The sequence below is a fragment of the Streptomyces sp. NPDC029138 genome, from assembly GCF_055564375.1.
Map to the genome: position 1 here is coordinate 23,248 of NZ_JBVHWM010000075.1, position 25,028 is coordinate 48,275.

At 72.6% G+C, this 25,028-nt stretch carries 21 protein-coding genes; 18 read left to right on the top strand and 3 right to left on the bottom strand.

The genetic code is table 11. The annotated features are described in order from the left end of the window. Positions 1-56 precede the first annotated feature (56 nt). Positions 57-791, top strand: coding sequence for a hypothetical protein (locus ACZ4WH_RS37360; RefSeq protein WP_468189350.1), 735 nt, complete (start codon positions 57-59; stop codon positions 789-791). On the opposite strand, the gene ACZ4WH_RS37365 is transcribed toward ACZ4WH_RS37360, so the two are convergent. After that, complete coding sequence (locus ACZ4WH_RS37365) at positions 731-1,495, bottom strand: hypothetical protein (RefSeq protein ID WP_468189352.1); 765 nt, start codon at positions 1,493-1,495, stop codon at positions 731-733. The genes ACZ4WH_RS37360 and ACZ4WH_RS37365 overlap by 61 nt on opposite strands. Positions 1,496-1,580: 85 nt before the next feature. Between ACZ4WH_RS37365 and ACZ4WH_RS37370 the strand changes: the two genes are divergently transcribed. From ACZ4WH_RS37370 to ACZ4WH_RS37410, 9 genes are all read left to right on the top strand, one after another. Further along, positions 1,581-2,402 (top strand): adenosylcobinamide-GDP ribazoletransferase, encoded by an 822-nt coding sequence (locus tag ACZ4WH_RS37370; protein ID WP_468189354.1) that lies wholly within the window; start codon positions 1,581-1,583, stop codon positions 2,400-2,402. 270 nt (positions 2,403-2,672) lie between these two features. Beyond that, complete coding sequence (locus ACZ4WH_RS37375) at positions 2,673-4,235, top strand: leucyl aminopeptidase (RefSeq protein ID WP_468189356.1); 1,563 nt, start codon at positions 2,673-2,675, stop codon at positions 4,233-4,235. A 282-nt stretch (positions 4,236-4,517) separates the two neighbouring features. Beyond that, entirely contained in the window at positions 4,518-5,906 is a 1,389-nt protein-coding gene (lpdA, locus tag ACZ4WH_RS37380) for a dihydrolipoyl dehydrogenase (protein WP_468189358.1), read from the top strand. 61 nt (positions 5,907-5,967) lie between these two features. Beyond that, positions 5,968-7,776 carry a 2-oxoglutarate dehydrogenase, E2 component, dihydrolipoamide succinyltransferase gene (gene sucB, locus ACZ4WH_RS37385; RefSeq protein WP_468189360.1) on the top strand — a complete coding sequence of 603 codons (1,809 nt, stop codon included), beginning with the start codon at positions 5,968-5,970 and terminating at the stop codon, positions 7,774-7,776. A gap of 173 nt (positions 7,777-7,949) precedes the next feature. Then, entirely contained in the window at positions 7,950-8,573 is a 624-nt protein-coding gene (locus tag ACZ4WH_RS37390) for a GntR family transcriptional regulator (RefSeq protein WP_030656699.1), read from the top strand. A 285-nt stretch (positions 8,574-8,858) separates the two neighbouring features. Beyond that, positions 8,859-11,561, top strand: a complete 2,703-nt coding sequence (gene aceE, locus ACZ4WH_RS37395; protein WP_468189362.1) for a pyruvate dehydrogenase (acetyl-transferring), homodimeric type — start codon at positions 8,859-8,861, stop codon at positions 11,559-11,561. Between the two features lie 78 nt (positions 11,562-11,639). Beyond that, positions 11,640-12,623: a helix-turn-helix transcriptional regulator gene (locus ACZ4WH_RS37400; RefSeq protein WP_468189364.1), complete on the top strand. Its 984-nt coding sequence runs from the start codon at positions 11,640-11,642 to the stop codon at positions 12,621-12,623. 59 nt (positions 12,624-12,682) lie between these two features. Beyond that, the gene (locus ACZ4WH_RS37405; protein ID WP_468189389.1) at positions 12,683-13,201 is read left to right on the top strand and encodes a DUF4240 domain-containing protein; all 519 of its coding nucleotides are present in this window, start codon (positions 12,683-12,685) and stop codon (positions 13,199-13,201) included. 331 nt (positions 13,202-13,532) lie between these two features. Further along, complete coding sequence (locus ACZ4WH_RS37410; RefSeq protein ID WP_468189366.1) at positions 13,533-14,717, top strand: MarP family serine protease; 1,185 nt, start codon at positions 13,533-13,535, stop codon at positions 14,715-14,717. A gap of 12 nt (positions 14,718-14,729) precedes the next feature. Here the strand turns inward: ACZ4WH_RS37410 and ACZ4WH_RS37415 are convergent, their stop codons facing one another. Beyond that, positions 14,730-15,218, bottom strand: a complete 489-nt coding sequence (locus ACZ4WH_RS37415) for a GNAT family N-acetyltransferase (protein ID WP_468189368.1) — start codon at positions 15,216-15,218, stop codon at positions 14,730-14,732. Positions 15,219-15,291: 73 nt separating this feature from the next. Between ACZ4WH_RS37415 and ACZ4WH_RS37420 the strand changes: the two genes are divergently transcribed. Beyond that, complete coding sequence (locus ACZ4WH_RS37420) at positions 15,292-16,188, top strand: TIGR01777 family oxidoreductase (protein WP_468189370.1); 897 nt, start codon at positions 15,292-15,294, stop codon at positions 16,186-16,188. Between the two features lie 219 nt (positions 16,189-16,407). Next, a complete protein-coding gene (locus ACZ4WH_RS37425; protein ID WP_468189372.1) occupies positions 16,408-17,772 on the top strand; it encodes an NAD(P)/FAD-dependent oxidoreductase in 1,365 nt (454 codons plus the stop codon). A gap of 113 nt (positions 17,773-17,885) precedes the next feature. Here the strand turns inward: ACZ4WH_RS37425 and ACZ4WH_RS37430 are convergent, their stop codons facing one another. After that, positions 17,886-19,346, bottom strand: a complete 1,461-nt coding sequence (locus ACZ4WH_RS37430; RefSeq protein WP_468189373.1) for a regulator — start codon at positions 19,344-19,346, stop codon at positions 17,886-17,888. 240 nt (positions 19,347-19,586) lie between these two features. On the opposite strand from ACZ4WH_RS37430, the gene lipB reads away from it, so the two are divergent. The 6 genes from lipB to ACZ4WH_RS37460 all read left to right on the top strand — a co-directional run bounded on the left by lipB (position 19,587) and on the right by ACZ4WH_RS37460 (position 24,962). Next, positions 19,587-20,384, top strand: a complete 798-nt coding sequence (gene lipB, locus ACZ4WH_RS37435) for a lipoyl(octanoyl) transferase LipB (RefSeq protein ID WP_468189375.1) — start codon at positions 19,587-19,589, stop codon at positions 20,382-20,384. A 115-nt stretch (positions 20,385-20,499) separates the two neighbouring features. Next, positions 20,500-21,465: a lipoyl synthase gene (gene lipA, locus ACZ4WH_RS37440; RefSeq protein WP_468189377.1), complete on the top strand. Its 966-nt coding sequence runs from the start codon at positions 20,500-20,502 to the stop codon at positions 21,463-21,465. 245 nt (positions 21,466-21,710) lie between these two features. After that, a complete protein-coding gene (locus ACZ4WH_RS37445) occupies positions 21,711-21,908 on the top strand; it encodes an SCO2195 family GlnR-regulated protein (protein ID WP_468189379.1) in 198 nt (65 codons plus the stop codon). A 77-nt stretch (positions 21,909-21,985) separates the two neighbouring features. Continuing rightward, the gene (locus tag ACZ4WH_RS37450; RefSeq protein ID WP_468189381.1) at positions 21,986-22,687 is read left to right on the top strand and encodes a DUF4191 domain-containing protein; all 702 of its coding nucleotides are present in this window, start codon (positions 21,986-21,988) and stop codon (positions 22,685-22,687) included. 78 nt (positions 22,688-22,765) lie between these two features. Further along, positions 22,766-23,854, top strand: a complete 1,089-nt coding sequence (locus tag ACZ4WH_RS37455; RefSeq protein ID WP_468189383.1) for a right-handed parallel beta-helix repeat-containing protein — start codon at positions 22,766-22,768, stop codon at positions 23,852-23,854. A gap of 43 nt (positions 23,855-23,897) precedes the next feature. Next, positions 23,898-24,962 carry a methyltransferase gene (locus tag ACZ4WH_RS37460; protein ID WP_468189385.1) on the top strand — a complete coding sequence of 355 codons (1,065 nt, stop codon included), beginning with the start codon at positions 23,898-23,900 and terminating at the stop codon, positions 24,960-24,962. Positions 24,963-25,028 lie beyond the last annotated feature (66 nt).

Here is a 25,028-nt window from a genome sequence, read left to right on the forward strand (position 1 = left end):
GGGAACGCTCGATGGCCGGAACGCTTGATGGGGGAACGTTCGAGGAGGGGCGTCCGATGAGGACGCCGGCCCGCTGGGCCCGTGCCGAGTGGGGACCCCTGTACGCCGCCGTGCGCGCGCCCCTGCGGAGGCGGGGCCCGGCGGCGGCCCCGATGACGGTCACGGCGGTGGGCCTGACGGCGTTCCTCCAGTACGTGCAGAACCAGCCGTGGGGGTATCAGGCGGTGCAGAACCTGGGTGCCGTACGGGCCGACGACCCGCTGTGGCTCGCCCTGCTGCGCACTCCCCTGTCGCTGTTCGTGCCCGCGCTGGACCTGCCGGTGTGGGGGGCGCTGGCGCAGATCCTGCTGGTGTTCGGGATCGCCGAGCTGTGCCTGGGCTGGTGGCGGACGCTGACCATCGCCTACGTCGCGACGCTCGCCGGGACCCTGTACGCGCGCCTCGGCATCACCCTGGGCGCGCACGCCCCGTTCGGGCTGCCGTGGACCGACGGGCAGGTGGTGGACACCGGCCCGTCGGCGGCCGTCGTAGGGCTCGCGGTGTTCGTGAGCTGGCGGTACGGCGCCTACGTGACGGCGGGCGCGGTCACCTTCGCGATGGTGGTCGAGGTGCTGCTGAAGGAGAACCTGGCGGGCAAGGAGCACCTGGCCGCGCTGATGGCGGTGGGGCTGCTGTGTCTGCTGGCCGCGTCGCGGCACCGCGCCACGAGCCTGCCGGGCCGCGCCCTGCGTCAGCGGTGGCCCGGCAGGCGCGCCGGGCGGGGGTCGGGCTTGCCGCCGATCCAGTCCTGAACGGCGCGGCTCGGCCGCACCCAGCGGCGGTCGTGCCGGTAGGCGCGCAGGACGGCCTTGGCGCGGGCACGGGGGCGGCGTCCGTAGAAGCGGCGGGCCCACGGGGAGCCGGGGCTGGCGAGCCGGAGCGCGCCGACGAGCGCGACCAGCGGCACGATCACCCCGAAGAGCGCGGTGCGGGCCTTGCCCTTGTACAGGGCGATGAGGGAGAAGAGGAAGTTCCCGACGATGTTGGAGATGACCGTGCCGCGGTCGGCCAGCTCCTCCCCGGAGAGGTCGTCGACGCCGAACGGCACGAAGCCGGCGAGCAGCAGGCCGACCAGGGCGGTGGTGAGCACGACGACCTCGACGCTCTTGCGGCCCTCCTCGGTCCAGTAGACGTCGTCCAGGTGCAGGATCAGCGCGAACTCGTCCAGGACCAGGCCCGCGCCCATGCCGAACAGCACGGCCGAGACGACCCCGCCGGCGCCGTGCCGGTCGCTGGCCACCGCGCCGAAACCGCCGACGACGGTGAGGAGGACCCCGGGGACGACGTGGTGGATGTGCAGTCCGCCCGCCCTGACGTTGCCGAACGGGCCCTTGCCCGCCCGGATCAGCCGGGTGATCACCCGGGTGACGACGAAGGTCAGCACGAAGGCGGCGAGGGCCAGCAGCAGGGGAAGCTTGCCCGGCTCGACGATGTTCCGCACCCACCAGTGCCCCATGTGCGCACTTTATCCCTCCGGGGGCGGCGAAGGGCCGCGCGTGGGGCCCGGGGCGGCCCGGCCGGCCGCCGGATACCCTGCGCCGGTGCTCACGTCCTCGCCGTCGTCCCCCTCGCCCCCGTCGTCTCCGTCCTCCCCGCTGGACGGTCTCCGCTTCGCCTTCGGCACGCTCACCGTGCTGCCCGTCCGGGTGCGCCGCTGGGACCGCGAGGCCGCGCGCGGCGGCATGCTGTGCGCGCCGGTGGCCGGGCTGGTCGTCGGCGGGTGCGCGGCCGGGCTCGGCCTGCTGCTGCTCCTCCTCGGCGCGGGCCCGCCGCTCGCCGCCGTCGCCTCGGTCGCCGTACCGGCCGCGCTGACCCGAGGGCTGCATCTCGACGGGCTCGCCGACACCGCCGACGGGCTGGGCAGCGGCAAGCCCGCCGAGGACGCGCTCCGGATCATGAAGCAGTCGGACATCGGGCCGTTCGGGGTGCTCACCCTCGTCCTGGTGCTGCTCGCCCAGGTCGCCGTGCTGGCGCAGCTCTACGGCGACTCCTGGGCCCGGGGTGCCGTGGCGGCCGTGGCCTCGGCGGTCGCGGCCCGGCTGACGCTCACCCTGGCCGCCCGCGCCGGGGTGCCGGCCGCCCGCCCGGAGGGGCTGGGCGCGGCGGTGGCCGGGGTGGTCCCGAAGGGCGCGGCACTGGCCGTGGCGATCGGCGTCGTGGCGGCGGCCGGGGCGGCGGGCGCCTGCCTCGGCGGGTACGACGGCGCGCGCACCGCCCTCGCGACGGCCGCCGCCGTCGCCGTCGCCGACCTGCTGCTGCGAAGGTGCGTCCGCAGGTTCGGCGGGGTCACCGGCGATGTGTTCGGCGCGGTCGCGGAGACGGCCGCGGTCACGGCACTCGTGGTGCTGGCCCTCGGTCGTTAGCGCCTCCCGGCTCGGGGCCGTACGTTCTCCGGCGGCCGCGGGACCGTCGTGGCTGGTCGCGCCCGCGGCCGAACCGCACATCAGGCACCCCCGCGCCCCTTCGGGACGCGTCGGCAACGGGCGTAGTCTCGTCACGGGTGTTCGCCGACAGGGTGAAGACCCCGGTTGCCACCAGTCCCCAGGCCTGGACCTAGGGTCGGCTCTCGGGCCCGGTCGACCCACCCCACATCGGCCACAGCAACTTCACATCGGAAGCGAGATTTCACCACCGTGACTGCTCTGACTCTCAGCACCGCCGCGGCGCCCGGCCTGCGGGCCGACGCGATCGTGATCGGTGTCGCCAAGGGCGCCCAGGGGCCCGTCGTCGCGCCGGGCGCCGAGGCCGTGGACAAGGCGTACGACGGCAAGCTGGCCGGCGTCCTGGAGACCCTCGGCGCCTCGGGTGCCGAGGGCGAGCTGACGAAGCTGCCCGCGCCGGCCGGCTTCAAGGCCCCGCTCGTGGTGGCGGTGGGCCTCGGCGCGCAGCCCGACGGCAAGGACGGCGAGGACGGCGAGGACGGCGGCGCCGGCTACGACGCCGAGGCGCTGCGCAAGGCCGCCGGCGTGGCCGCCCGCGCGCTCGCCGGGTCGAAGAAGGCCGCGTTCGCCCTGCCCGTCGACAGCCCCGGCGCGATCGGCGCGATCGGCGAGGGCGTCCTGCTCGGCGCGTACTCGTTCGACACCTACAAGGGCAACGCCCAGGACGCCGGGAACGCCAAGGCCAAGAACGGCAAGGCGCCGCTGGCCGAGGCCACGCTGCTCGGCGGCAAGCCGCGCGACGCCGCCCACAAGGGCGCGCTCGCCCGCGCGGTCGCGGTCTGCGAGGAGCTGAACCGCGCCCGCGACCTGGTCAACACCCCGCCGAACGACCTCACCCCCGCCGCGTTCGCCGGCATCGCGCAGGCCGCGGCCAAGGAGCACGGCATCAAGGTGCAGGTGCTCGACGACAAGGCGCTCGTCAAGGGCGGCTACGGCGGCATCCTCGGCGTCGGCGGCGGCTCCGCGGCCACCCCGCGCCTGGTGAAGCTGTCGTACACGCACCCGAAGGCGGACAAGCACCTGGCCTTCGTCGGCAAGGGCATCACCTACGACTCGGGCGGCATCTCGCTGAAGCCGGCCGGGCACAACGAGACGATGAAGTGCGACATGAGCGGTGCCGCCGCCGTGTTCGCCTCGGTCGTCGCCGCCGCGCGGCTCGGCCTGGAGGTCAATGTCACCGGCTGGCTGGCGCTGGCCGAGAACATGCCGTCCGGCTCCGCCGTGCGCCCGGGTGACGTACTGCGCATGTACAGCGGCAAGACGGTCGAGGTGCTCAACACCGACGCGGAGGGCCGGCTCGTGCTCGCCGACGCGCTGTGGGCGGCCTCGCAGGAGAACCCGGACGCGATCGTGGACGTCGCGACGCTCACCGGCGCGATGATGCTGGCGCTCGGCAGCCGGACCTTCGGTGTGATGGCCAACGACGACGCGTTCCGCTCCGCGGTGCACGAGGCGGCGGAGGAGGTCGGCGAGCCGGCCTGGCCGATGCCGCTGCCGGAGCACCTGCGCAAGGGCATGGACTCGTCCGTGGCCGACATCGCGAACATGGGCGAGCGGATGGGTGGCGGCCTGGTCGCCGGTCTCTTCCTGCGCGAGTTCGTGGGCGAGGGGATCACGTGGGCGCACCTCGACATCGCCGGGCCGGCGTTCAACGAGGGCGGGCCCTTCGGGTACACGCCGAAGGGTGGTACGGGGTCGGCGGTGCGGACGCTGGTGCGGCTCGCGGAGCTGACGGCCGCGGGTGACCTGGGCTGAGTCGCCTGACAGCTCGGTCCGGTCCGTAGTACGGCGTCCGCAGGGGCGTGGGGGCTGTTCGCGCAGTTCCCCGCGCCCCTGCTGCGGCGCACCTTCGTTTTCCGGTGAACGTGGGACGTCTCACACACCAGCCCGGCGTCTCGATCGCCTCCGACAAGTGCAAAGATGGAGCCCGGCAGGACAGGGCCCCCACCGAAGGGCCGAAGCATCAAGCGGCCGGACACCAGCCGCCTGCCGGTCATCGGAGACCGGCGCACGGCGCACATGCATGGAGGACGTGACGTGGCGAACGACGCCAGCACCGTTTTCGACCTAGTGATCCTCGGCGGTGGTAGCGGTGGTTACGCCGCGGCCCTGCGCGGAGCGCAGCTGGGCCTGGACGTCGCCCTGATCGAGAAGGACAAGGTCGGCGGCACCTGCCTGCACCGGGGTTGCATCCCCACCAAGGCCCTGCTGCACGCGGGCGAGATCGCCGACCAGGCCCGCGAGAGCGAGCAGTTCGGCGTCAAGGCCAGCTTCGAGGGCATCGACGTCCCGGCCGTCCACAAGTACAAGGACGAGGTCGTCTCGGGTCTGTACAAGGGTCTCCAGGGGCTCATCGCCTCCCGCAAGGTGACCTACATCGAGGGTGAGGGCCGGCTGTCCTCCCCCACCTCCGTGGACGTCAACGGCCAGCGCGTCCAGGGCCGCCACGTCCTGCTGGCGACCGGCTCCGTGCCGAAGTCGCTGCCGGGCCTGGAGATCGACGGCAACCGCGTCATCTCCTCCGACCACGCCCTCGTCCTGGACCGCGTGCCGAAGTCCGCGATCATCCTGGGCGGCGGTGTCATCGGCGTCGAGTTCGCCTCGGCGTGGAAGTCCTTCGGTTCCGACGTCACGATCATCGAGGGCCTGAAGCACCTCGTCCCGGTCGAGGACGAGAACAGCTCGAAGCTTCTTGAGCGCGCGTTCCGCAAGCGCGGCATCAAGTTCAACCTGGGCACCTTCTTCCAGAAGGCCGAGTACACCCAGGACGGCGTGAAGGTCACCCTGGCCGACGGCAAGGAGTTCGAGGCCGAGGTCCTGCTGGTGGCCGTCGGCCGCGGCCCGGTCTCGCAGGGCCTGGGCTACGAGGAGGCCGGGGTCGCCATGGACCGCGGCTACGTCCTCGTCGACGAGTACATGCGCACCAACGTCCCGACCATCTCCGCCGTCGGTGACCTCGTCCCGACGCTCCAGCTCGCGCACGTCGGCTTCGCCGAGGGCATCCTGGTGGCGGAGCGTCTGGCCGGTCTGAAGGTCGTTCCGATCGACTACGACGGTGTCCCGCGGGTGACGTACTGCCACCCGGAGGTCGCCTCCGTCGGTATCACCGAGGCCAAGGCCAAGGAGATCTACGGCGCGGACAAGGTCGTCGCTCTCAAGTACAACCTCGCGGGCAACGGCAGGAGCAAGATCCTGAAGACCGCGGGCGAGATCAAGCTCGTCCAGGTCAAGGACGGTGCCGTCGTCGGCGTCCACATGGTCGGCGACCGCATGGGCGAGCAGGTCGGCGAGGCCCAGCTGATCTACAACTGGGAGGCGCTGCCGGCCGAGGTCGCCCAGCTCATCCACGCCCACCCGACGCAGAACGAGGCGCTCGGCGAGGCCCACCTGGCCCTGGCCGGCAAGCCGCTGCACTCCCACGACTGAGCCTTCGGTCAACGGGCGCGACGACACAGACTTCCGCAATTCGTTAGGAGCAACCGAAACCATGGCGGTTTCCGTAACCCTTCCGGCGCTCGGTGAGAGCGTCACCGAGGGCACTGTCACCCGCTGGCTGAAGGCCGAGGGCGAACGCGTAGAGGCCGACGAGCCGCTGCTCGAGGTCTCGACCGACAAGGTCGACACCGAGATCCCGGCCCCCGCCTCCGGCGTGCTGGCCTCCATCAAGGTCGCCGAGGACGAGACGGTCGAGGTCGGCGCCGAGCTGGCCCTGATCGACGACGGCACGGGCGCGCCCGCCGCCGCCCCGGCCCCGGCCGCCGAGCCCGCCCCGGCCCCGGTCGCCGAGCCCGCCCCGGCCCCGGTCGCCGAGGCCCCGGCCGCCCCGGCCCCCGCCCCCGCCGCCGAGGCCGCTCCGGCCGCCCCGGCCGGTGGTGCCGAGGGCACGGACGTGGTCCTGCCCGCGCTCGGTGAGTCCGTCACCGAGGGCACCGTCACCCGCTGGCTGAAGTCTGTCGGCGACAGCGTCGAGGCCGACGAGCCGCTGCTCGAGGTCTCCACGGACAAGGTCGACACCGAGATCCCGGCGCCCACCTCCGGCGTGCTGCTGGAGATCGTGGTCGGCGAGGACGAGACCGCCGAGGTCGGCGCCAAGCTCGCCGTCATCGGCGCCCCGGGTGCCGCCCCGGCCGCCGCCCCGGCTCCGGCCGCCCCGGCCCCCGCCGCTGCCCCGGCTCCGGCCCCGGCTCCGGCTCCGGCCCCGGCTGCCGCTCCCGCCCCGGCTCCGGCCCCCGCCGCCCCGGCCCCGGCCCCGGCGCCCGCCCCGGCGCCCGCCGCCACTGCCCCGGCCCCGGCGCCCGCCCCGGCCCCGGTCACCCCGGCCACCGCGCCGACCTCCCCGACCGCCACCCAGGCGACGGACGAGGGCGCGTACGTGACCCCGCTGGTGCGCAAGCTCGCCGCCGAGAACGGCGTCGACCTGGCCACCGTCAAGGGCACCGGCGTCGGCGGCCGTATCCGCAAGCAGGACGTCATCGCCGCCGCCGAGGCCGCGAAGGCCGCCGCCGCTGCCCCGGCTCCGGCCGCTGCCGCCGCTCCGGCCGCCGCCAGGAAGGCCCCGGCGCTGGAGGTCTCCCCCCTCCGTGGCCAGACCGTCAAGATGCCGCGCATCCGCAAGGTCATCGGCGACAACATGGTCAAGGCGCTGCACGAGCAGGCCCAGCTGTCGTCGGTCGTCGAGGTCGACGTCACCCGCCTGATGAAGCTGCGCGCCAAGGCGAAGGACTCCTTCGCGGCCCGCGAGGGCGTCAAGCTCTCCCCGATGCCGTTCTTCGTCAAGGCCGCCGCGCAGGCGCTGAAGGCCCACCCGGTCATCAACGCCAAGATCAACGAGGCCGAGGGGACCATCACCTACTTCGACACCGAGAACATCGGTATCGCGGTGGACTCCGAGAAGGGCCTGATGACCCCGGTCATCAAGCACGCCGGCGACCTCAACATCGCGGGCATCGCCAAGGCCACGGCGGAGCTGGCGGGCAAGGTCCGGGCCAGCAAGATCACCCCGGACGAGCTGTCCGGTGCGACCTTCACCATCTCCAACACCGGTTCGCGCGGCGCGCTGTTCGACACGATCATCGTGCCGCCGGGCCAGGTCGCGATCCTCGGCATCGGTGCCACGGTCAAGCGTCCGGCCGTCATCGAGACCGAGGAGGGCACGGTCATCGGCGTCCGCGACATGACCTACCTGACCCTCTCCTACGACCACCGCCTGGTCGACGGCGCCGACGCGGCCCGTTACCTGACGGCGGTCAAGGCGATCCTGGAGGCGGGCGAGTTCGAGGTCGAGCTGGGCCTGTAACTCCTGTCCCCCACGGCACCCCGTCCGGAGCTTCTCCGGGCGGGGTGTTCGTGTTTGTCGGCATACGGAGCGTGTAAGCCTCGTCTCACCTGCACCAAAGCGCCCCGACGCGCCCTACCCGCACAGCGAACCGGCCTTATTGTCTAAGCGTCAGCCCTCCCTAAGGAGCCCTCATGACCGCGCCCGTCGTCCACTCGCTGCGCGAGCAGATCCGCGAGCACATCGTGGAGGGGATCGTCAGCGGGCGCTGGCAGCCGGGCGAGCGCATCGTGGAGCGCCGGATCGCCACCGAGCTGGAGGTCAGCCAGACCCCGGTCCGCGAGGCCCTGCGCGAGCTGGAGTCGCTGCGCCTGATCGAGTCGGCGCCCAACAAGGGCGTGCGCGTACGGAACCTGACGGCGGCCGACCTGGAGGAGAGCTACCCGGTCCGGGCGGGTCTGGAGGCCATCGCGGCGGAGCTGGCGGCCGACCGCCTGGCGGAGGACTGCTCGGCGCTGGAGCCGCATGTCCTGGCCCTGTACGAGGCCGACCGCAAGGCGGACGGCACGGCCCAGGTGCGGCACACGGTCGGCTTCCACCGCGAACTGGTCCGCGCGGCCCGCAACTCGGTGCTGCTGCACACGTGGGAGGGCCTCGGCATCGAGGTGTTCACGGCGCTGTCGATCCGCTGGCTGGGCACGGTCCAGCAGTCGTACGCGGAGGAGCACGAGGAGCTGGTGCAGGCGTTCAAGCGGCGCGATCCCCGGATCGCCGAGCTGGTGAAGGCACACGTGCTGGGGTGCGCCCCGCGCGCGTGACGCAGTCGAGCATCCCCACGCTCACCTGCGAAAACACGGCATTTCAACGTCACCCGGTGCCATCGCCGAAGGCACCCCGTGCCGACTTTCTCCAAATCGAGAGGTTTTCGCCCTCAACCCTTTGATCGATCATCGATCAGGGAGTTACAGTCGCCGACGGACGCGCGACGGAGTCGCACAACGACACCGCCACCGAGGTCCGCCTGCCCTGTCCTGCCAAAGACCAAGGGCACCCCCGAACCCTTACCGATGAGGGAACCCCCTTCGACTGAGGAAGGCGGCGACATGACCGACCCCCACGCCATCCAGCCGAGCGCGCTCGACCAGCTCCCGGACCGCGACCCGGAGGAGACCGCCGAATGGCAGGCCTCCCTCGACGCCGTCGCCAGGGAGGCCGGGCCGCACCGCGCCGCGTACCTGATGCGCCGCACGCTGGAGCGCGCCGAGGCGGGCGGCATCGCGCTGCCGAAGCTCCTCGAGACGGACTACGTCAACACCATCCCCACCTCCGCGGAGCCGGGCCTGCCCGGTGACCCGGAGATGGAGGCCCGGATCACCGCGTGGAACCGCTGGAACGCGGCCGCCATGGTGACCCGTGGCTCGAAGTACGGCGTCGGCGGCCACATCGCCACCTTCGCCTCCGCGGCCTGGCTGTACGAGACCGGCTTCAACCACTTCTTCAAGGGCAAGGAGGGCGACGGCTCCGGCGACCAGCTGTACATCCAGGGCCACGCCTCCCCCGGCATCTACGCCCGCGCCTTCCTCGACGGCCGGCTCAGCGAGCACCACCTGGACAACTTCCGCCAGGAGGCCGGCGGCAACGGCCTGCCGTCGTACCCGCACCCGCGCCGCCTGCCCTGGCTGTGGGAGTTCCCGACGGTGTCGATGGGCCTCGGCCCGCTCTCGGCGATCTACCAGGCGCGCTTCAACCGCTACCTCACCAACCGCGGCATCAAGGACGTCTCCGCGTCCCACGTCTGGGCCTTCCTGGGCGACGGCGAGATGGACGAGCCGGAGTCGACGGCGGCCCTCGCGCTGGCCGCGCGTGAGGAGCTGGACAACCTCACCTTCGTCATCAACTGCAACCTCCAGCGCCTCGACGGCCCGGTCCGCGCCAACTTCAAGATCGTGCAGGAGCTGGAGGCCCAGTTCCGCGGCGCCGGCTGGAACGTCATCAAGACGCTGTGGGGCTCGGCCTGGGACGAGCTGTTCCAGCTCGACACCACGGGCGCGCTGGTACGCCGGCTGCGCGAGGTACCGGACGCGCAGATCCAGACGTACCAGACCCGCGGCGCCGCCTACATCCGCGAGGACTTCTTCGGCAAGGACCCGGCGCTCGCCGAGATGGCGAAGCTGCTGAGCGACGACAAGATCCTCGACTGCTTCCACTTCTCCCGCGGCGGTCACGAGCCGCGCAAGGTCTACGCCGCGTACAAGGCCGCCGTCGAGCACAAGGGCGCGCCGACCGTGATCCTGGCCCAGACGGTCAAGGGCCACACCCTCGGCGAGGGCTTCGCGTCGAAGAACGCCAACCACCAGATGAAGAAGCTGACGGTGGACGAGTTCAAGGCGATGCGCGACCTGCTCGGCCTGCCGATCAAGGACAGCGACTTCGTCGACGGCGTGGTGCCCTACGGCCACCCGGGCGCCGACTCCCCCGAGGTCCGCTACCTCCAGGAGCGCCGCGCGGCGCTCGGCGGCCCGGCCCCGGCCCGCCGCACGCACGCGCTGGCCCCGCTGCCGGCCCCCGCCGAGAAGGCGTTCGCCTCCTTCGACAAGGGCTCGGGCTCGCAGAACGTGGCGACGACGATGGCCTTCGTCCGCCTGGTCAAGGACCTGGTCCGCGACAAGGAGACGGGCAGGCGCTGGGTGCCGATCGTCCCCGACGAGGCGCGCACCTTCGGCATGGAGTCGCTGTTCCCGTCCCTGGGCATCTACTCCCCGAAGGGCCAGACGTACGAGCCGGTCGACCGCGACCAGCTGATGTACTACAAGGAGGCCAAGAACGGCCAGATCCTCAACGAGGGGATCACCGAGGCCGGTTCGATGGCCGACTTCATCGCCGCGTCCACCGCGTACGCGACGCACGGCGAGGCGATGATCCCCTTCTACATCTTCTACTCGATGTTCGGCTGGCAGCGCACCGCCGACCAGATGTGGCAGCTCGGCGACCAGCTCGGCCGCGGCTTCCTCGTCGGCGCGACGGCGGGCCGTACGACTCTGACGGGTGAGGGCCTCCAGCACGCCGACGGCCACTCCCCGGTCATCGCCGCGACCAACCCGGCGGCGCTGACGTACGACCCCGCGTTCGCCTACGAGATCGCGGTGATCGTCCGTGAGGGTCTGCGCCGGATGTACGGCGAGGCCAAGCCGGGCGAGGACCAGGACGTCTTCTACTACCTGACGGTCTACAACGAGCCGCTGCCGCAGCCGGCCAAGCCGCAGGGCCTCGGCATCGACGAGGGCATCGTCAAGGGCCTGTACCGCTTCAACACGGCCGAGTCCGCGGGCGTGTCCGTGCCCGCCAACGCCCCGCGCATCCAGCTGCTGGGCTCGGGTACGGCGATCCACTGGGCCCTCCAGGCGCAGAAGCTGCTGGCCGAGGAGTGGGGCGTGGCCGCGGACGTGTGGTCGGCGACCTCCTGGTCGGAGCTGCGCCGGGACGCCATGGAGGCCGACGCGGCGCTGCTGCGGGGCGAGGAGCGGGTGCCGTACGTCCGCCAGGCGCTCCAGGGTGCCGAGGGCCCGGTGCTGGCGGTGTCCGACTACATGCGCCAGGTCCCGGACCAGATCGCGCAGTGGGTGGAGCAGGACTGGTCCTCGCTGGGCGCCGACGGCTTCGGTCTGTCGGACACCCGTGAGGCCGCCCGCCGTCACTTCGGTGTCGACGCCCAGTCGATCGTCGTCGCGTCCCTGGCCCAGCTCGCCAGGCGCGGCGAGGTGAAGGCCACGGCGGTCAAGGAGGCCCGGGAGAAGTACGGGCTGTAGGGCATGGAGTCCTAGGGAGAAGGGGTACGGCCGCTGCCGTACCCCTTCCTTGTCAGTGGCCCCCGGCATCATGAACGCATGCGTGCCGCACGTCTGATCAAGATGGTTCTCCTCCTCCAGTCCCGGCCCGCCATGACCGCCGCCGAACTCTCGCGAGAGCTGGAGGTGTCGGAGCGGACCGTGACACGGGACGCGCAGGCGCTGTCGGAGGCGGGGGTGCCGGTGTACGCCGACCGGGGCCGGGCCGGCGGGTACCGGCTGGTCGGCGGGTACCGGACGCGGCTGACCGGGCTGGCCCGGAGCGAGGCGGAGGCGCTGTTCCTGAGCGGGGTGCCGGGGGCGCTGCGCGAGATGGGGCTGGCGGACGCGGCCTCGGCGGCCCGGCTGAAGGTGTCGGCGGCGCTGCTCCCCTCGCTGCGGGACGCCCCGGACACCGCCGCCCAGCGGTTCCACCTGGACGCCCCGGCCTGGTTCCGGGAGCCCGAGACGCCCGCGCGGCTGCCCGTGATCGCCGAGGCCGTGTGGGAGGACCGGCGCATCGACGTCGGCTACCGGCGCGGGGATGCCACGGTCGAGCGGCGGCTGGAGCCGTACGGGCTCGTGCTGAAGGCGGGTGTCTGGTACCTGTGCGCGCGGGTGGCCGGGGCCGGCGCCTTCCGGACCTACCGGATCGACCGGTTCACCGCGGTGGCCGCGCTCGACGAGCGGTTCGTCCGCGATCCCGGGTTCGACCTGCCCGGCTTCTGGGCGGAACAGGCCGAGCGGTTCGCCCGGTCGATCCTGCGCGCGGAGGTGGTCGTACGGCTGTCCCCGGACGGCGTGCGCCGGCTGCCGCACGCCGTCGATCCGCTCGGCGCGCGGGAGGCGCTGGCCGGTGCGGGCGCGCCGGACGCCGAGGGGTGGGTGACGGTGACGCTGCCGGTGGAGTCGGAGGAGGTCGCGCACAGCCAGCTGACCGCGCTGGGGCCGGAGGCGGAGGTGCTGGCTCCGGCGAGCCTGCGGGAGCGTTGCGCGGCGGACGCGGCCCGGCTCGCCGCGCTGTACCACCGTACGGACGGCTGACGACGATCCGCCGCACTCCGCGTGCGCCCCACCGGCCGAGGCCCGATGCTGGTGGCGTGATGGACGAGACGGAGTTCTGGGAGCTGATCGACGCCACCCGCGAGGCCGCCGGGGGCGATCCCGAGGAGCAGGCCGACGCGCTCTTGGAGCGGCTGCTCCAGCTGGAGCCCGACCTCGTCCTGGACTTCGCCCGTCACTTCGAGGCCCGCTACAACCGCGCCTACCGCTGGGACCTGTGGGGTGCCGCCTGGCTGCTGCTGGACGGGTGCAGCGACGACGCGTTCGACTTCTTCCGGTGCTGGCTGATCGGCCAGGGCCGGGAGGTCTTCGAGGGCGCCCTGCACGAGCCGGACGCGCTGGCCGAGCTGCTGGACGAGTTCGACCAGGAGATCGACGGCGACGGCGAGGAGCTGGGGTACGCGGCGGACGAGGCGTACGAGCAGCTGACCGGCACGGTCGCGCCCGACCTGGGCATCGCCCCGGCGCTGGCCGAGCCCAAGGGCACGCCCCTGGATCTGGAGGACGACCGGGTGCTGGCGCAGCGGTATCCCCGCCTGTGGCAGCGGTTCCGGGGATGAGGGCGGCGCTGGGCGGCCGTGCGCCCGCGGGTGGTGTCCGCGGGCAGGTGGGCCTGTGTCCGGTCGGCCTTGACCGCGTGACGCGATACGAACGCTGCTCATGAACCTCACGTGTCCCCGCCTGCGATCGACGCGATCTCGCTCCCGGACCGCTGCGCGCGCCCGTGATGTGTGCTGTGCCATCTGGTGGAACCATCATCCAGGTCCGGGTCGTTTCTGGGGGTACAGACGTACGTGGCCGGTTCCGCTGCCCGGTGGCCGCCTCGCGTGCGCGTGGCTGATCAGCGGACCGGTCCCGTCCGTACTGAGGGGTTGAGAGAAAGGCGGCTCGGTGGACCTGCTCGACCTGGTGCTCGTACTGGTGATGGTCGTCTACGCGGTGTCCGGATACCGCCGCGGACTGGTGGCCGGATGTGTCTCGCTGGCCGGGTTCGTGGGCGGCGCCGCCGTCGGCGTGTGGGTGCTGCCGTGGGTGACGGGCCAGGTGGCGCGGGGTACGGCGACGGCGACGGTGCTCGCGGTGCTGACGGTGCTGGTGCCGGCGGTGGTGGGGCACGAGCTGGCGGGCCGGCTGGCGTTGCGGCTGCGCGGGGAGCTGGACCGGGGGCCGCTGCGGGTGGCGGACGGGATAGGGGGCGCGGCGGCGAACTCGGTCGCGGTGCTGATCGTGGCCTGGGTGGCGGCGAGCGTGCTGAGCGCGGCCCCGTCGCAGACGCTGACGACGGCCATACGGAACTCGACGCTGCTGGGCGCGGTGCAGGAGGCGATGCCGCAGACCACGCCCGCGTGGTTCTCGCGGGCCACGTCCGCGCTGACCGAGGCGGGCTTCCCGCAGGTGTTCAACCCGTTCGAGAACGAGTCGACGGCCCGGGTGGCCCGGCCGACCGGTGACAGCGTCACCCCGGCCGCGACGAACGCCGCCAGGCTGAGCACGGTGAAGATCGAGGGCGCCGTGGGCACGGAGGGCCGCGAGGGCAGCGGGTTCGTGTACGCGCCCGGGCGGGTGATGACCAACGCGCACGTGGTGGCCGGCATCGACCGTCCGAGCGTGCGGGTGGGCGGGGTCGGGCCGGTGTACGCGGCCCGGGTGGTGCTCTTCGACCCGGACCGGGACGTGGCGGTGCTGTATGTGCCGGGCCTGCGCGCCCCGGTGCTGCGGTTCGACCCGGGTGCCGTGCGCGGGGACTCGGCGGTGGTGGCGGGCTATCCGCAGGACGGCAGCCTGAATCTTCAGGCGGCGACGGTCGGGAACCGGGTGCGGGCGACCGGCCAGAACATCTACAACGACCGCACGGTCACCCGGGAGATCTACGCGATCCGCTCCACGGTCCGGCCGGGCAACTCCGGCGGCCCGCTGCTGACCACGGACGGCCGGGTGTTCGGGGTGGTCTTCGCCCGCTCCACCTCGGACGCCGAGACGGGGTACGCGCTGACGGCGGCCGAGGTGGCGGGCGACGCCCGGCGCGCGGCCACGGCGACGACGCCGGTGGACACGGGCGAGCTGGTCAGTTCGTAGCCGCGGCGGGGCTCACAGAAGGCGGCCCATGCAGACGTCGTCGACGTACGCGCCGTCGATGAAGAACTCCCCGGGCAGCACGCCCTCGACGGCGAAGCCCTCGGACTCGTACAGCGCCCGGGCCGGGGTGTTGTGCCCGAGTACGCGCAGGGTGAGGCGCCGCGCGCCGCGCCGCCGCGCCTCCGCGACGGCGGCCCGGACCAGGGCGCGCCCGACGCCCCGCCCGCGCGCCTCGTCGGCGACGGCGAAGCCCTGGATGGCCAGGACGTGCGCGTTGGAGGGGAGCGGGGTCGGGTGGGTGAGCCGGATGTAGCCGAGGACGCGGCCGTCGGCCTCGGCTACGAGGAACTCCTCCGGCGGGTGCCGCTCGTCGAAGAAGGGCTGGTACGGCGGCTGCGGCGGGGGCATCACCGCGTGCAGGGTGGACCAGGTGGCCCGGTCGAGGGCGGCCAGGGGCTCCTCGTCGGCGGCCCGGGCGATGCGTATGTACGGCTCCGGCATGGCGATCACCCTACGGGGGCGGTCCGGGCTATCCCAACGGGTTTCCGGCCGGCCGTGCGGTCATGCTGGGGCCATGGAACGTTCACGTATCGCGGTGGCCGGCGCGTCCGGTCTCATCGGCAGCGCTCTGGTGCGGTCCCTGGCCACGGACGGGCATCAGGTGGTCCGGCTGGTGCGCCGGGAGCCCCGGGGCGCGGACGAGGTCCGCTGGGACCCCGAGCGGCAGCACGTCGACGCGGCCGGGCTGGCCGGCTGTGACGTCGTGGTCAATCTGGCGGGGGCCGGGATCGGCGAGCGGCGCTGGACGCCGGAGTACAAGCGGCTGCTGCGGGACAGCCGGGTGCTGGGCACGGCCGCGCTGGCCGAGGCCGCGGCCTCGCTGCCACGGCCGCCGCGGGTGTTCGTGAACGGCAGCGCGACCGGCTTCTACGGCGACACGGGCGACCGGGTGGTGGACGAGGACACGCCGCCGGGCGACGGTTTCCTGTCCGCGCTGTGCGTGGAGTGGGAGGAGGCGGCGGCGCCCGTCATGGAGGCGGGGGTGCGGACGGTGTTCCTGCGCACGGGTCTGGTGGTGGCCCGGGGCGGCGGGGCCTGGGGGCGGCTGTTCCCGCTGTTCCGGGCGGGGCTCGGGGGGCGGCTGGGCGACGGGCGGCAGTACTGGTCGTACATCGCGCTGCACGACGAGGTCGCGGCGATCCGGCATCTCATCGACGGCGACGACCTGTCCGGGCCGTTCAACCTGACGGCGCCCCAGCCGCTGACGAACAGTGAGATCACGGCGGCGATGGCACGGGTGCTGCACCGGCCGGCGGTGTTCGCGGTGCCCGCTCCGGTGCTGCGGACGGTGCTCGGGGAGATGGCCGGGGATGTGCTGGGCAGTCAGCGGGTGGTGCCGAGACGGCTTCTGGAGTCGGGGTTCCGGTTCGCGTTCCCGGGCATCGAGGAGGCGATCCGCGCGGCGGTGTGAGCGGGCGGGATGAGCGGGCGAGGTGAGCGGACGGGGTGAGCCGGCTGACAACACCGGTGAACGAAAGTGACCGTATGCGACCTCCATGCGACCGTGCCCTGTTGATGCGCGACTGTCTCTGACCGATCACGCCCCTACCCTCGACCCGAACTCGGGTATCCCTTGCGCCTGTTGGGGGCATGACGTCTCCACCGGTCGCGCAACCACAGGAGGGGCCTCGTGCTTGAGCCCGCGTACCAGGTGGACGTCGTCATCGTGGGAGCCGGAATCGCCGGTCTCTCGGCGGCTCATCGGCTGACCAGCGCAGGAATCACGACCGCGGTCCTGGAGGCCGCCCCGTACGTCGGCGGCCGCATGTCGACCGAGAAGGTCGACGGCTTCCGGCTCGACCGCATCGGACAGCTGCTGTCCACGTCCTACCCCGAACTCCGCCTGAGTCCGGGCCTGGACGCCCTGACCGTGCGCCGTTTCGCGCCGGGCGTGCTGCTGCACCGCGACGGCCGCACCCATCGCGCGGGCGCGCCGGCGGTCGGTGGGAGCGCACGGGGCGCACGGGGCGCACTCCATGTGGTGCGCGCCCTTGCCGGCGCCCCCAGGGGTACGGCGGTCACACCCGGCGCCCCGGTGGGCGGCGCGGTGGACCAGGCCCGGCTGGGCGCGGCGCTCGGCCGGATCGCCACGACCCCCGTCGAACGCATCCTGGCCCGCCCCGAGATGCCGGCCGGCCTCGCCCTCGCCCAGCGCGGGGTACCGGCGCGCACCATCGACGGCTTCCTGCGCCCGCTGCTCGCCGCCCTGCTGTGCGACCCGGAGCTGACCACCTCCAGCAGGTGCGCCGACCTGGCGCTGCGTGCCTTCGCGAGCGGGCGGCTGTGCGTGCCGGAGGGCGGCGCGGAGGTGCTGCCGGAACTGCTGGCCGGGGGGCTGCCCCCGGGCACCGTGCACACCGGGGTGCGGGTCACCTCCGTGTCCACGACCTCGGTGGCGACCGCCGAGCACGGGGAGATCCGCTGCCGGGCGGTGCTGCTGGCGACGGACGCGCGCGCGGCGGCCGAGCTGCTGCCGGGGCTCAGGGTGCCGGACTTCCACCCGGTGACGGTCGTCCACCACACCACGGACGAGCCGGCGGCGGCGTTCCCGACGGGCACCTCGCTGCTGCTGGACGCCGACCGTGGCGGGCCGGTGGCCCACACGGCGGTCCTCAGCAACGTGGACCCGAGCCGGGCACCGGCCGGCCGCGTGCTGATCTCCTCGACGGTCCTGGGCACGCCACCGGAGGGCGTCGACACCGCCGTCCGCATCCACCTCTCCCGCCTCTACGGCACCTCCACGCGCCGCTGGGAGACGCTGGCCGTGCACCACACCCCGGAGGCGGTCCCCTCCATGCGCCCACCCCACGACCTGCGCCGCCCGGTACGCCTCCTGGCCGGCCTCTACGTCTGCGGCGACCACCGGGACACCAGCACGGTCCAGGGCGCCCTCCACTCGGCCCACCGCGCCACGTCAGCCATCCTGGCCGACCTGGGCGCGACGGGTTCGATGCACAGCGCGGACCCGGTTCCGACGATGCCCAGGGCGGCGTAACGCGCCCGAAGGGGGCGCGGGGCTGTATCGACATGCGGCTCCGCCGCGCGGGCGCGAGCAACCACAACCGAGCCCTCACCCGGAGTACACGGGTCGGAGTCACGGCGAGACCCCTACCCCAGCGCCGCCACCTTCTCCCGGTACACCCTCACCGGTGCCGCGTCCCGATACGGCTCAAGTCGGCGTTCGAAATCCCTCACGTACTCCACGGCGCGAGCCGACCGCATCTCCGCCGCCTGCCCCGCCGCCTCCGCGGCGATCGCGCACGCCTGGTCGAGTTCGCCGAGGCCGAGGCGGGCGGTGGCGAGGACGATCCGGCAGAACAGGCGGCTGCGGGCATGGGTGGGCGCCCGCAGCTGGAGCGACCGCTCGGCGTGCTGAGCGGCGGCCCGGAACTGCTGGAGATCCCGGTGGCAGTGCCCGCACTCGTCGGCGAGCTGCGCCTCGTCGAAGAACGCGGCCCAGTACGGCACCTCGTCCCCGGGCCGGGCCGCCTCCAGGGCGCGCTCGGCCCGCACCAGAGCGGCGGTGCACGCCCGCACCTCCCCGAGCACGCCGTGCGCCCGCGCCTCGGAGGCGTGCAAGAGCGCCTGGACGACCGGCGGGGCGCCCGTGCCGACCCCCTGCTGGGCGACCCGGGCCAGCTGCACGGCCTCCCTGCCGTGGCCGAGGTAGACGGCCTGGCGGCTCATGGTGACCAGGACGTAGGAGCCGTAGGCCCGGTCGCCGGCCGCCTGGGCGAGCCGCAGGGCCTGCACGAAGTACCGCTGGGCGAGCCCGTGCGCGGCGATGTCGTACGACGTCCAGCCCGCGAGCCGGGTCAGATCGGCGGCGGCGCCGAACAGGCGGCGGCCGGTCTGCTCGTCGTAGCTGCCGCGGAGCATCGGCTCGCACTCGTGCTCCAGATAGCGCACCAGCGCCTGCCGGGCGTGGCCGCCGCCGAACCGGTCGTCGAGGGTGCGGAACAGCTCGCCGACCGAGTGCAGCGCGGCGATGTCACCGCCGGTGACCTTGTGGCCGGGGGCGCGTTCGGCGTGTGCCCGCAGCCGCGGCGGGACCAGCGGCTGCGGCGGTTTGGCCGCGCCGGGCCGGCCCTGCGGCGGCACCCGGGGCGCCGGCTCGCGGGCTACCCGGTCGTCGGCCTTGCCGATCAGCCAGTCCCGGCTGGGCACCACGAGCCCCGCCGGGGTGAAGGCGATCTTGCGCAGTTCGGCGTGGCTGCCGGAGTCCTTGCGCCACAGCCCGCTGACGATGTCGACGGCCTCCTCGGGGGTGGCCGCGAACTCCAGCCCGGCGTACACCGGCGCGCACGCGTCCAGTCCGAGATCCTGGGCGGTGAGCCGGCGGCCGAGCCGGCGGGTGAAGACCTCGGCGATGAGGGCGGGGGTCGTACCGCGTGGCTGCTGGCCGCGCAGCCAGCGGGTGACCGAGGTCTTGTCGTATCTGAGATCCAGCCCGTGTTCCAGACCGAGCTGGTCGACGCGACGGGCCAGACCCGCGTTGGAGAACCCCGCTTCTGCGATGAGCGCGGCGAGCTGGCGGTTGGGGGTGCGCTGCGCGGGTCGGTCCGTCATCTGCGGTGCGGTCTCCTGCCTTCCGGGCCGGTCGAAGTGCCCGGATTGCCTTTGAGCAGCCCTTATGGCCTCACGAACGGCGCGAATGTAGCGGAGAGTGAGCAGACGATCGCACACTTCGCCGTGCATTCATCCGATCGTGTGAGGAACGCCCGCAGGGCTGACGTACTCCGGTCGGACGTACAGTGGCGAGGGCGCGTCACGTGCCTGACACACCGGTCGCTGAGGGAGGCGCTTGCCGTGAGTGAGTTGCGGTTCGTCCGCATGGGGTTCGGTGCGGATGCCGTCGAATACCAGGAGGCCTGGGACGAGCAGCGCCGGGTGCACGCGGCCCGGTTCGCCGACGAGGTCCCGGACACCGTGATCCTCCTGGAACATCCCCCGGTGTACACGGCCGGCCGGCGCACGGAGGACAGCGAGCGCCCGCTGGACGGCACCCCGGTCATCGACGTGGACCGCGGCGGCAAGATCACCTGGCACGGCCCGGGCCAGCTGGTGGGCTACCCGATCCAGAAGCTGCCCCGCCCGGTGGACGTGGTCGCGCACGTCCGGCGGCTGGAGGAGGCGATCATCCGCGTCTGCGCCGAGTTCGGCCTCCCGACCACCCGGGTCGAGGGCCGTAGCGGCGTCTGGGTGCTCGGCGACCCGGTCGAGCAGCGGCCGGCGCTCGGCGGACTGTCCCTGGACTTCGACCCGCGGCTGACCGACGAGGAGTTCGACCCGCGGCTCAACGGCCCGGAGTACGCCCCGTCCAACGCGGGCCAGCGGCGGGAGGACCGCAAGATCGCCGCGATCGGCATCCGGGTCGCCAAGGGCGTCACGATGCACGGCTTCTCCTTCAACGTGAACCCGGACAACGCCTGGTTCGACCGGATCATCCCGTGCGGCATCCGGGACGCGGGGGTCACCTCCCTCGCCAACGAGCTGGGCCGGGACATCACGGTCGATGAGGTCCTGCCGGTGGTCGAGAAGCACCTGCGGGACGTCCTGGAGAACGCGGACCTCAAGCCGCGTGTGATCGAGAAGGCGTCCGCCTGATCGTCCGCCGGGGGAATGCGCCCTGCGAGAGCGGGGTTGGCCTCAGCGGCAGGGCGCACACAGTACGGGCGTACCCTGGGGTGCGCCGAAGAATCGAAGTCACAGGGAGCCGGTCGTGTCCGCAGTCGCACCCGACGGACGCAAGATGCTGCGCCTGGAGGTCCGCAACAGCCAGACCCCCATCGAGCGCAAGCCCGAGTGGATCAAGACCCGGGCGAAAATGGGCCCCGAATACACGAAGATGCAGAACCTCGTGAAGAGCGAGGGGCTGCACACGGTGTGCCAGGAAGCCGGCTGCCCGAACATCTACGAGTGCTGGGAGGACCGCGAGGCGACCTTCCTCATCGGCGGCGACCAGTGCACCCGGCGCTGTGACTTCTGCCAGATCGACACCGGCAAGCCCGAGGCGCTGGACCGTGACGAGCCGCGCCGCGTGGGCGAGTCCGTGGTCACCATGGACCTGAACTACGCCACCATCACCGGCGTCGCCCGCGACGACCTGGCGGACGGCGGCGCCTGGCTGTACGCCGAGACCGTGCGCCAGATCCACCAGCAGACCGCGGACCGTGAGGGCGGCCGGACGAAGGTGGAACTGCTGGCCCCGGACTTCAACGCGGTCCCCGAGCAGCTCGCCGAGGTGTTCGCGTCCCGGCCCGAGGTCTTCGCGCACAACGTCGAGACGGTCCCCCGGATCTTCAAGCGGATCCGCCCCGGCTTCCGCTACGAGCGCTCCCTCAAGGTCATCACCGAGGCCCGCGACTACGGCCTGGTCACCAAGTCCAACCTGATCCTCGGCATGGGCGAGACCCGCGAGGAGGTCAGCGAGGCGCTGAAGCAGCTGCACGACGCGGGCTGCGAGCTGGTCACCATCACCCAGTACCTGCGCCCGTCGGTGCGCCACCACCCGGTGGAGCGCTGGGTGAAGCCGCAGGAGTTCGTGGAGCTGAAGGAGGAGGCCGAGCAGATCGGCTTCTCCGGTGTGATGTCCGGCCCGCTGGTGCGGTCCTCCTATCGCGCCGGGCGGCTGTACCAGATGGCCGTCGAGAAGCGTGGGACGTACGTCGCCGCCCAGGCGGTGTGAGCCACCGGCGCTGTGAGCCGCGCGTGTGAATTCGCGCACAAGTTCCTACTGGCCAGTAATGGCCGAGACGACGCGGTCCCGACCGTCCTCGCTGATGAGGGCACCGTCGGGGCCGCGTCGGCGTTCCAGACCCTCACATCCAGGCTTCATGTGTGTTTGACCGGTCGGTCACGCCCTGGTAACACCAATCAGTGACTCTGATATCACGCCCCGTATCTCCATCGCTCAGAGGGGGGACCTCGATCATGCAGGCCGCACCCGTTCGCGCCACCGCCATCCCGTCCTTCACCGGCGCCCTCCGCGCCGTCGAGTCCCTGCTCATGAGCGGCGGTCAGCGCACCGCCCGCCGCAACGCCTGGACGTCCGTCCTCGAGGACCGCCGCCGCGCCAAGGACCGGGTCGAGACCCAGCGCTTCCTGGACCAGGCCGCCGGCCGCTCCTGACGTCTCCCCCGGCGGGCCGTCCCGCCCGCCGGGCACTGCCGTCGTCCGCACTCCGGGGGACACGTAGACTTCGTGGCATGGCGAGGAAGGAAACCGCGGCGGACGCCGCGAACGCAGGGCGACTGAAGCAGATCGCCCTCACATACAAGATGACCCGCAAGGCCGACACGAAGATCGGTCTTGTACTCGCGGCCGTCGGCATCGGCACCCTCGGTGTCTTCCTCGCGATCGGCTTCCTGATCGGGCACCCGGTCTACCTGGGCATCTTCGGCCTGCTCATCGCCCTCCTGGCGACCGCGATCGTGTTCGGCCGCCGGGCCGAGCGGGCCGCGTTCGGCCAGATGGAGGGTCAGCCGGGCGCCGCCGCGGCCGTGCTGGACAACATCGGCCGGGGCTGGACGACGACGCCGGCGGTGGCGATGAACCGCAGCCAGGACGTGGTGCACCGGGCCGTCGGCAAGGCCGGCATCGTGCTGGTCGCCGAGGGCAACCCGAACCGGGTGAAGAGCCTGCTGGCCGCCGAGAAGAAGAAGATGAACCGCATCGTCGCGGACGTGCCGGTGCACGATCTGATCGTCGGCAACGGCGAGGGCCAGGTCGAGCTGAAGAAGCTCCGCACGACGATGCTGAAGCTTCCGCGCGTGCTGACCGGTCCCCAGGTGACGGCCACGAACGACCGGCTGCGGGCGCTGGGCGACCTGATGAGCAACATGCCGCTGCCGAAGGGACCCATGCCGAAGGGCATGAAGCTGCCCAAGGGCGGGCCTCGGGGGCGCTGACCCGGCCCCTGCCGTGGACACGCCGCCGAACGGAGTATCCGGCCGGTAATCGGCTCATGCGCTCCTAGCCTTCGGAATGTGACAAAACGACACATCGCGTACCTGGCATGCGCCACGACCCTCGTCGGCACCGTCATCGGCGCCACCCCGGCGTCCGCTGCCCACAGGACCCTCGTGGTGCATCCGGGTCAGTCGATCCAGAAGGCGGTCAACACCGCCAAGGCCGGCGACACCGTGTTCGTGCTCGCCGGCACCTACCGTGAGAGCGTCACGGTGAAGACGTCGGGCCTGACTCTGCGCGGCGCGGGCCCCGGCACCGTGATCCAGCCCCCCAAGAAGAAGACCAAGCCGGCGCCGCACGGCAAGAAGGCCACTGTCACCTGTCTCTCGGACGGCAACGGCATCTGTGTGGTCGGGGGCAAGAACAAGCCCCTCAAGGACGTCACCGTCTCCGATCTCAAGGTGACCGGCTTCGCCAGGTCCGGCCTGTTCTCCATGGGCACCGACCGGCTGACCGTGAAGCGCGTGATCGCCGACCACAACGGCCAGTGGGGCATCGCCCAGGAGCACTCCACCCGCGGGGTGTTCCGGAACAACACCGCCCTGAGCAACGGGGACGCGGGGCTGTTCCTCGCCAACAACGTCAAGGCGGAGCAGGGTGCCCAGGACAGCAAGGGCGCGGTGATCGACCACAACCGGGTGGAGGACAACCGGATCGGGATCACCGTCCGCCGGCTGCGCAACCTCGCCGTCACGCGCAACTACGTCCTGCGCAACTGCGCGGGCGTGTTCGTCGTCGGCGACGAGAACAAGCCGCGGGCCGGTGCCCTCACCGTCAGCGACAACCTGGTCGACCGGAACAACAAGTACTGCCCGAAGACCGCCCGGCTGCCCTATCTGAAGGGCTCCGGCATCGTGCTGACCGGCACCGAGAAGGCCCTGGTGACGCGGAACAGGGTCACCGGTCACACGGGCAAGTCCCCGCTGTCGGGCGGCATCGTCCTGTTCAAGAGCTTCGTGGGCGCCACGAGCGAGAAGAACCGGATCACCGGCAACCGGCTGGCGGACAACTCCCCGGCGGACCTCGTCAACCAGGAGACCGCCAAGAGCGGCAACTCCTTCACCGGCAACTCCTGCCGGGCCTCCAAGCCCGCGGGCCTGTGCTGACCGGACGGCCGTACCCGATCCACGCAAGGAAGGAAGGCGGCACATGACCGCACCATCCCGCGCGCCCTCGGCTCCCCCTGAGCCGGGGGCACCCCCCTCCCCTCCCCCGTCGATGCGCCTGCGCGAGCTCGTGTTCGGAGCGGCCTGCGCCGCCGCGGTCCGCGCCGCCGCCCGGCTGGGCGTCGCCGACGCGCTCGGGGACGCCCCCATGACCGTGGAGACCCTGGCGAGCGCGGTACACGCCGAGCCGAAGCCGCTGCGCCGGCTGCTGCGCGCCCTGTCCTGCTACGGCGTCTTCGCCGAGCGGCCGGACGGGACGTTCGCCCACACCGAGATGTCCCGGCTGCTGCGCGAGGACGACCCGAACAGCCTGCGGGCCATCGCCATGTGGTGCACGGAGCCGTGGACCTGGGACGCCTGGCCGCTGCTGGACCAGGCCGTGCGCAACGGCCGGAACGTCGTGGAGGACCTCTACGGCAAGGAGTTCTTCAGCTACCTCAACGAGGACGCCCCCGAGTCCGCGGACGTCTTCAACCGCGCGATGACCCGCTCCAGCGAGCAGTCGGCGCGGGAGGTGGCGGCCCTGCTGGACCTGTCCGGCAGCAGCTCGGTCGCGGACCTCGGCGGCGGCCAGGGTCATGTGGTGGCGTGCCTGCTGGACAAGTACCCGGCGATGCGCGGCAGCCTGCTCGACCTGCCCCGGGTGGTGGAGAACGCCCTGCCGCGGCTGCGCGAGGGCGGCGACCTCGCCGACCGCGCGCGGATCGTGCCCGGCGACGTCCGGGAGGCGGTCCCGGTCGAGGCCGACGTCTACATCATCAAGAACATCCTGGAGTGGGACGACGAGTCCACGGCCCGGCTGCTGGGCAACGTGGTGGAGGCGGGCGGTCCCGGCACCCGGGTGGTGGTGATCGAGAACCTCGTCGACGACACCCCGTCGATGCGGTTCAGCACCGCCATGGACCTGCTGCTGCTCCTGAACGTCGGCGGGGCCAAGCACACCACCGACAGCATGGTCAGCCGGCTGGAGACGGCGGGCCTGACGGTCCGCGACATCCGGCCGGTCAACCCCTATCTGCACGCGTTCGACTGCATCGTCCCCGCATGACCGGCTCCCCGCGCCCCCAAAGGGGGGGGGGGAATGCCCCCCCCCCCCTTCCCGCGTTTCTCCGCC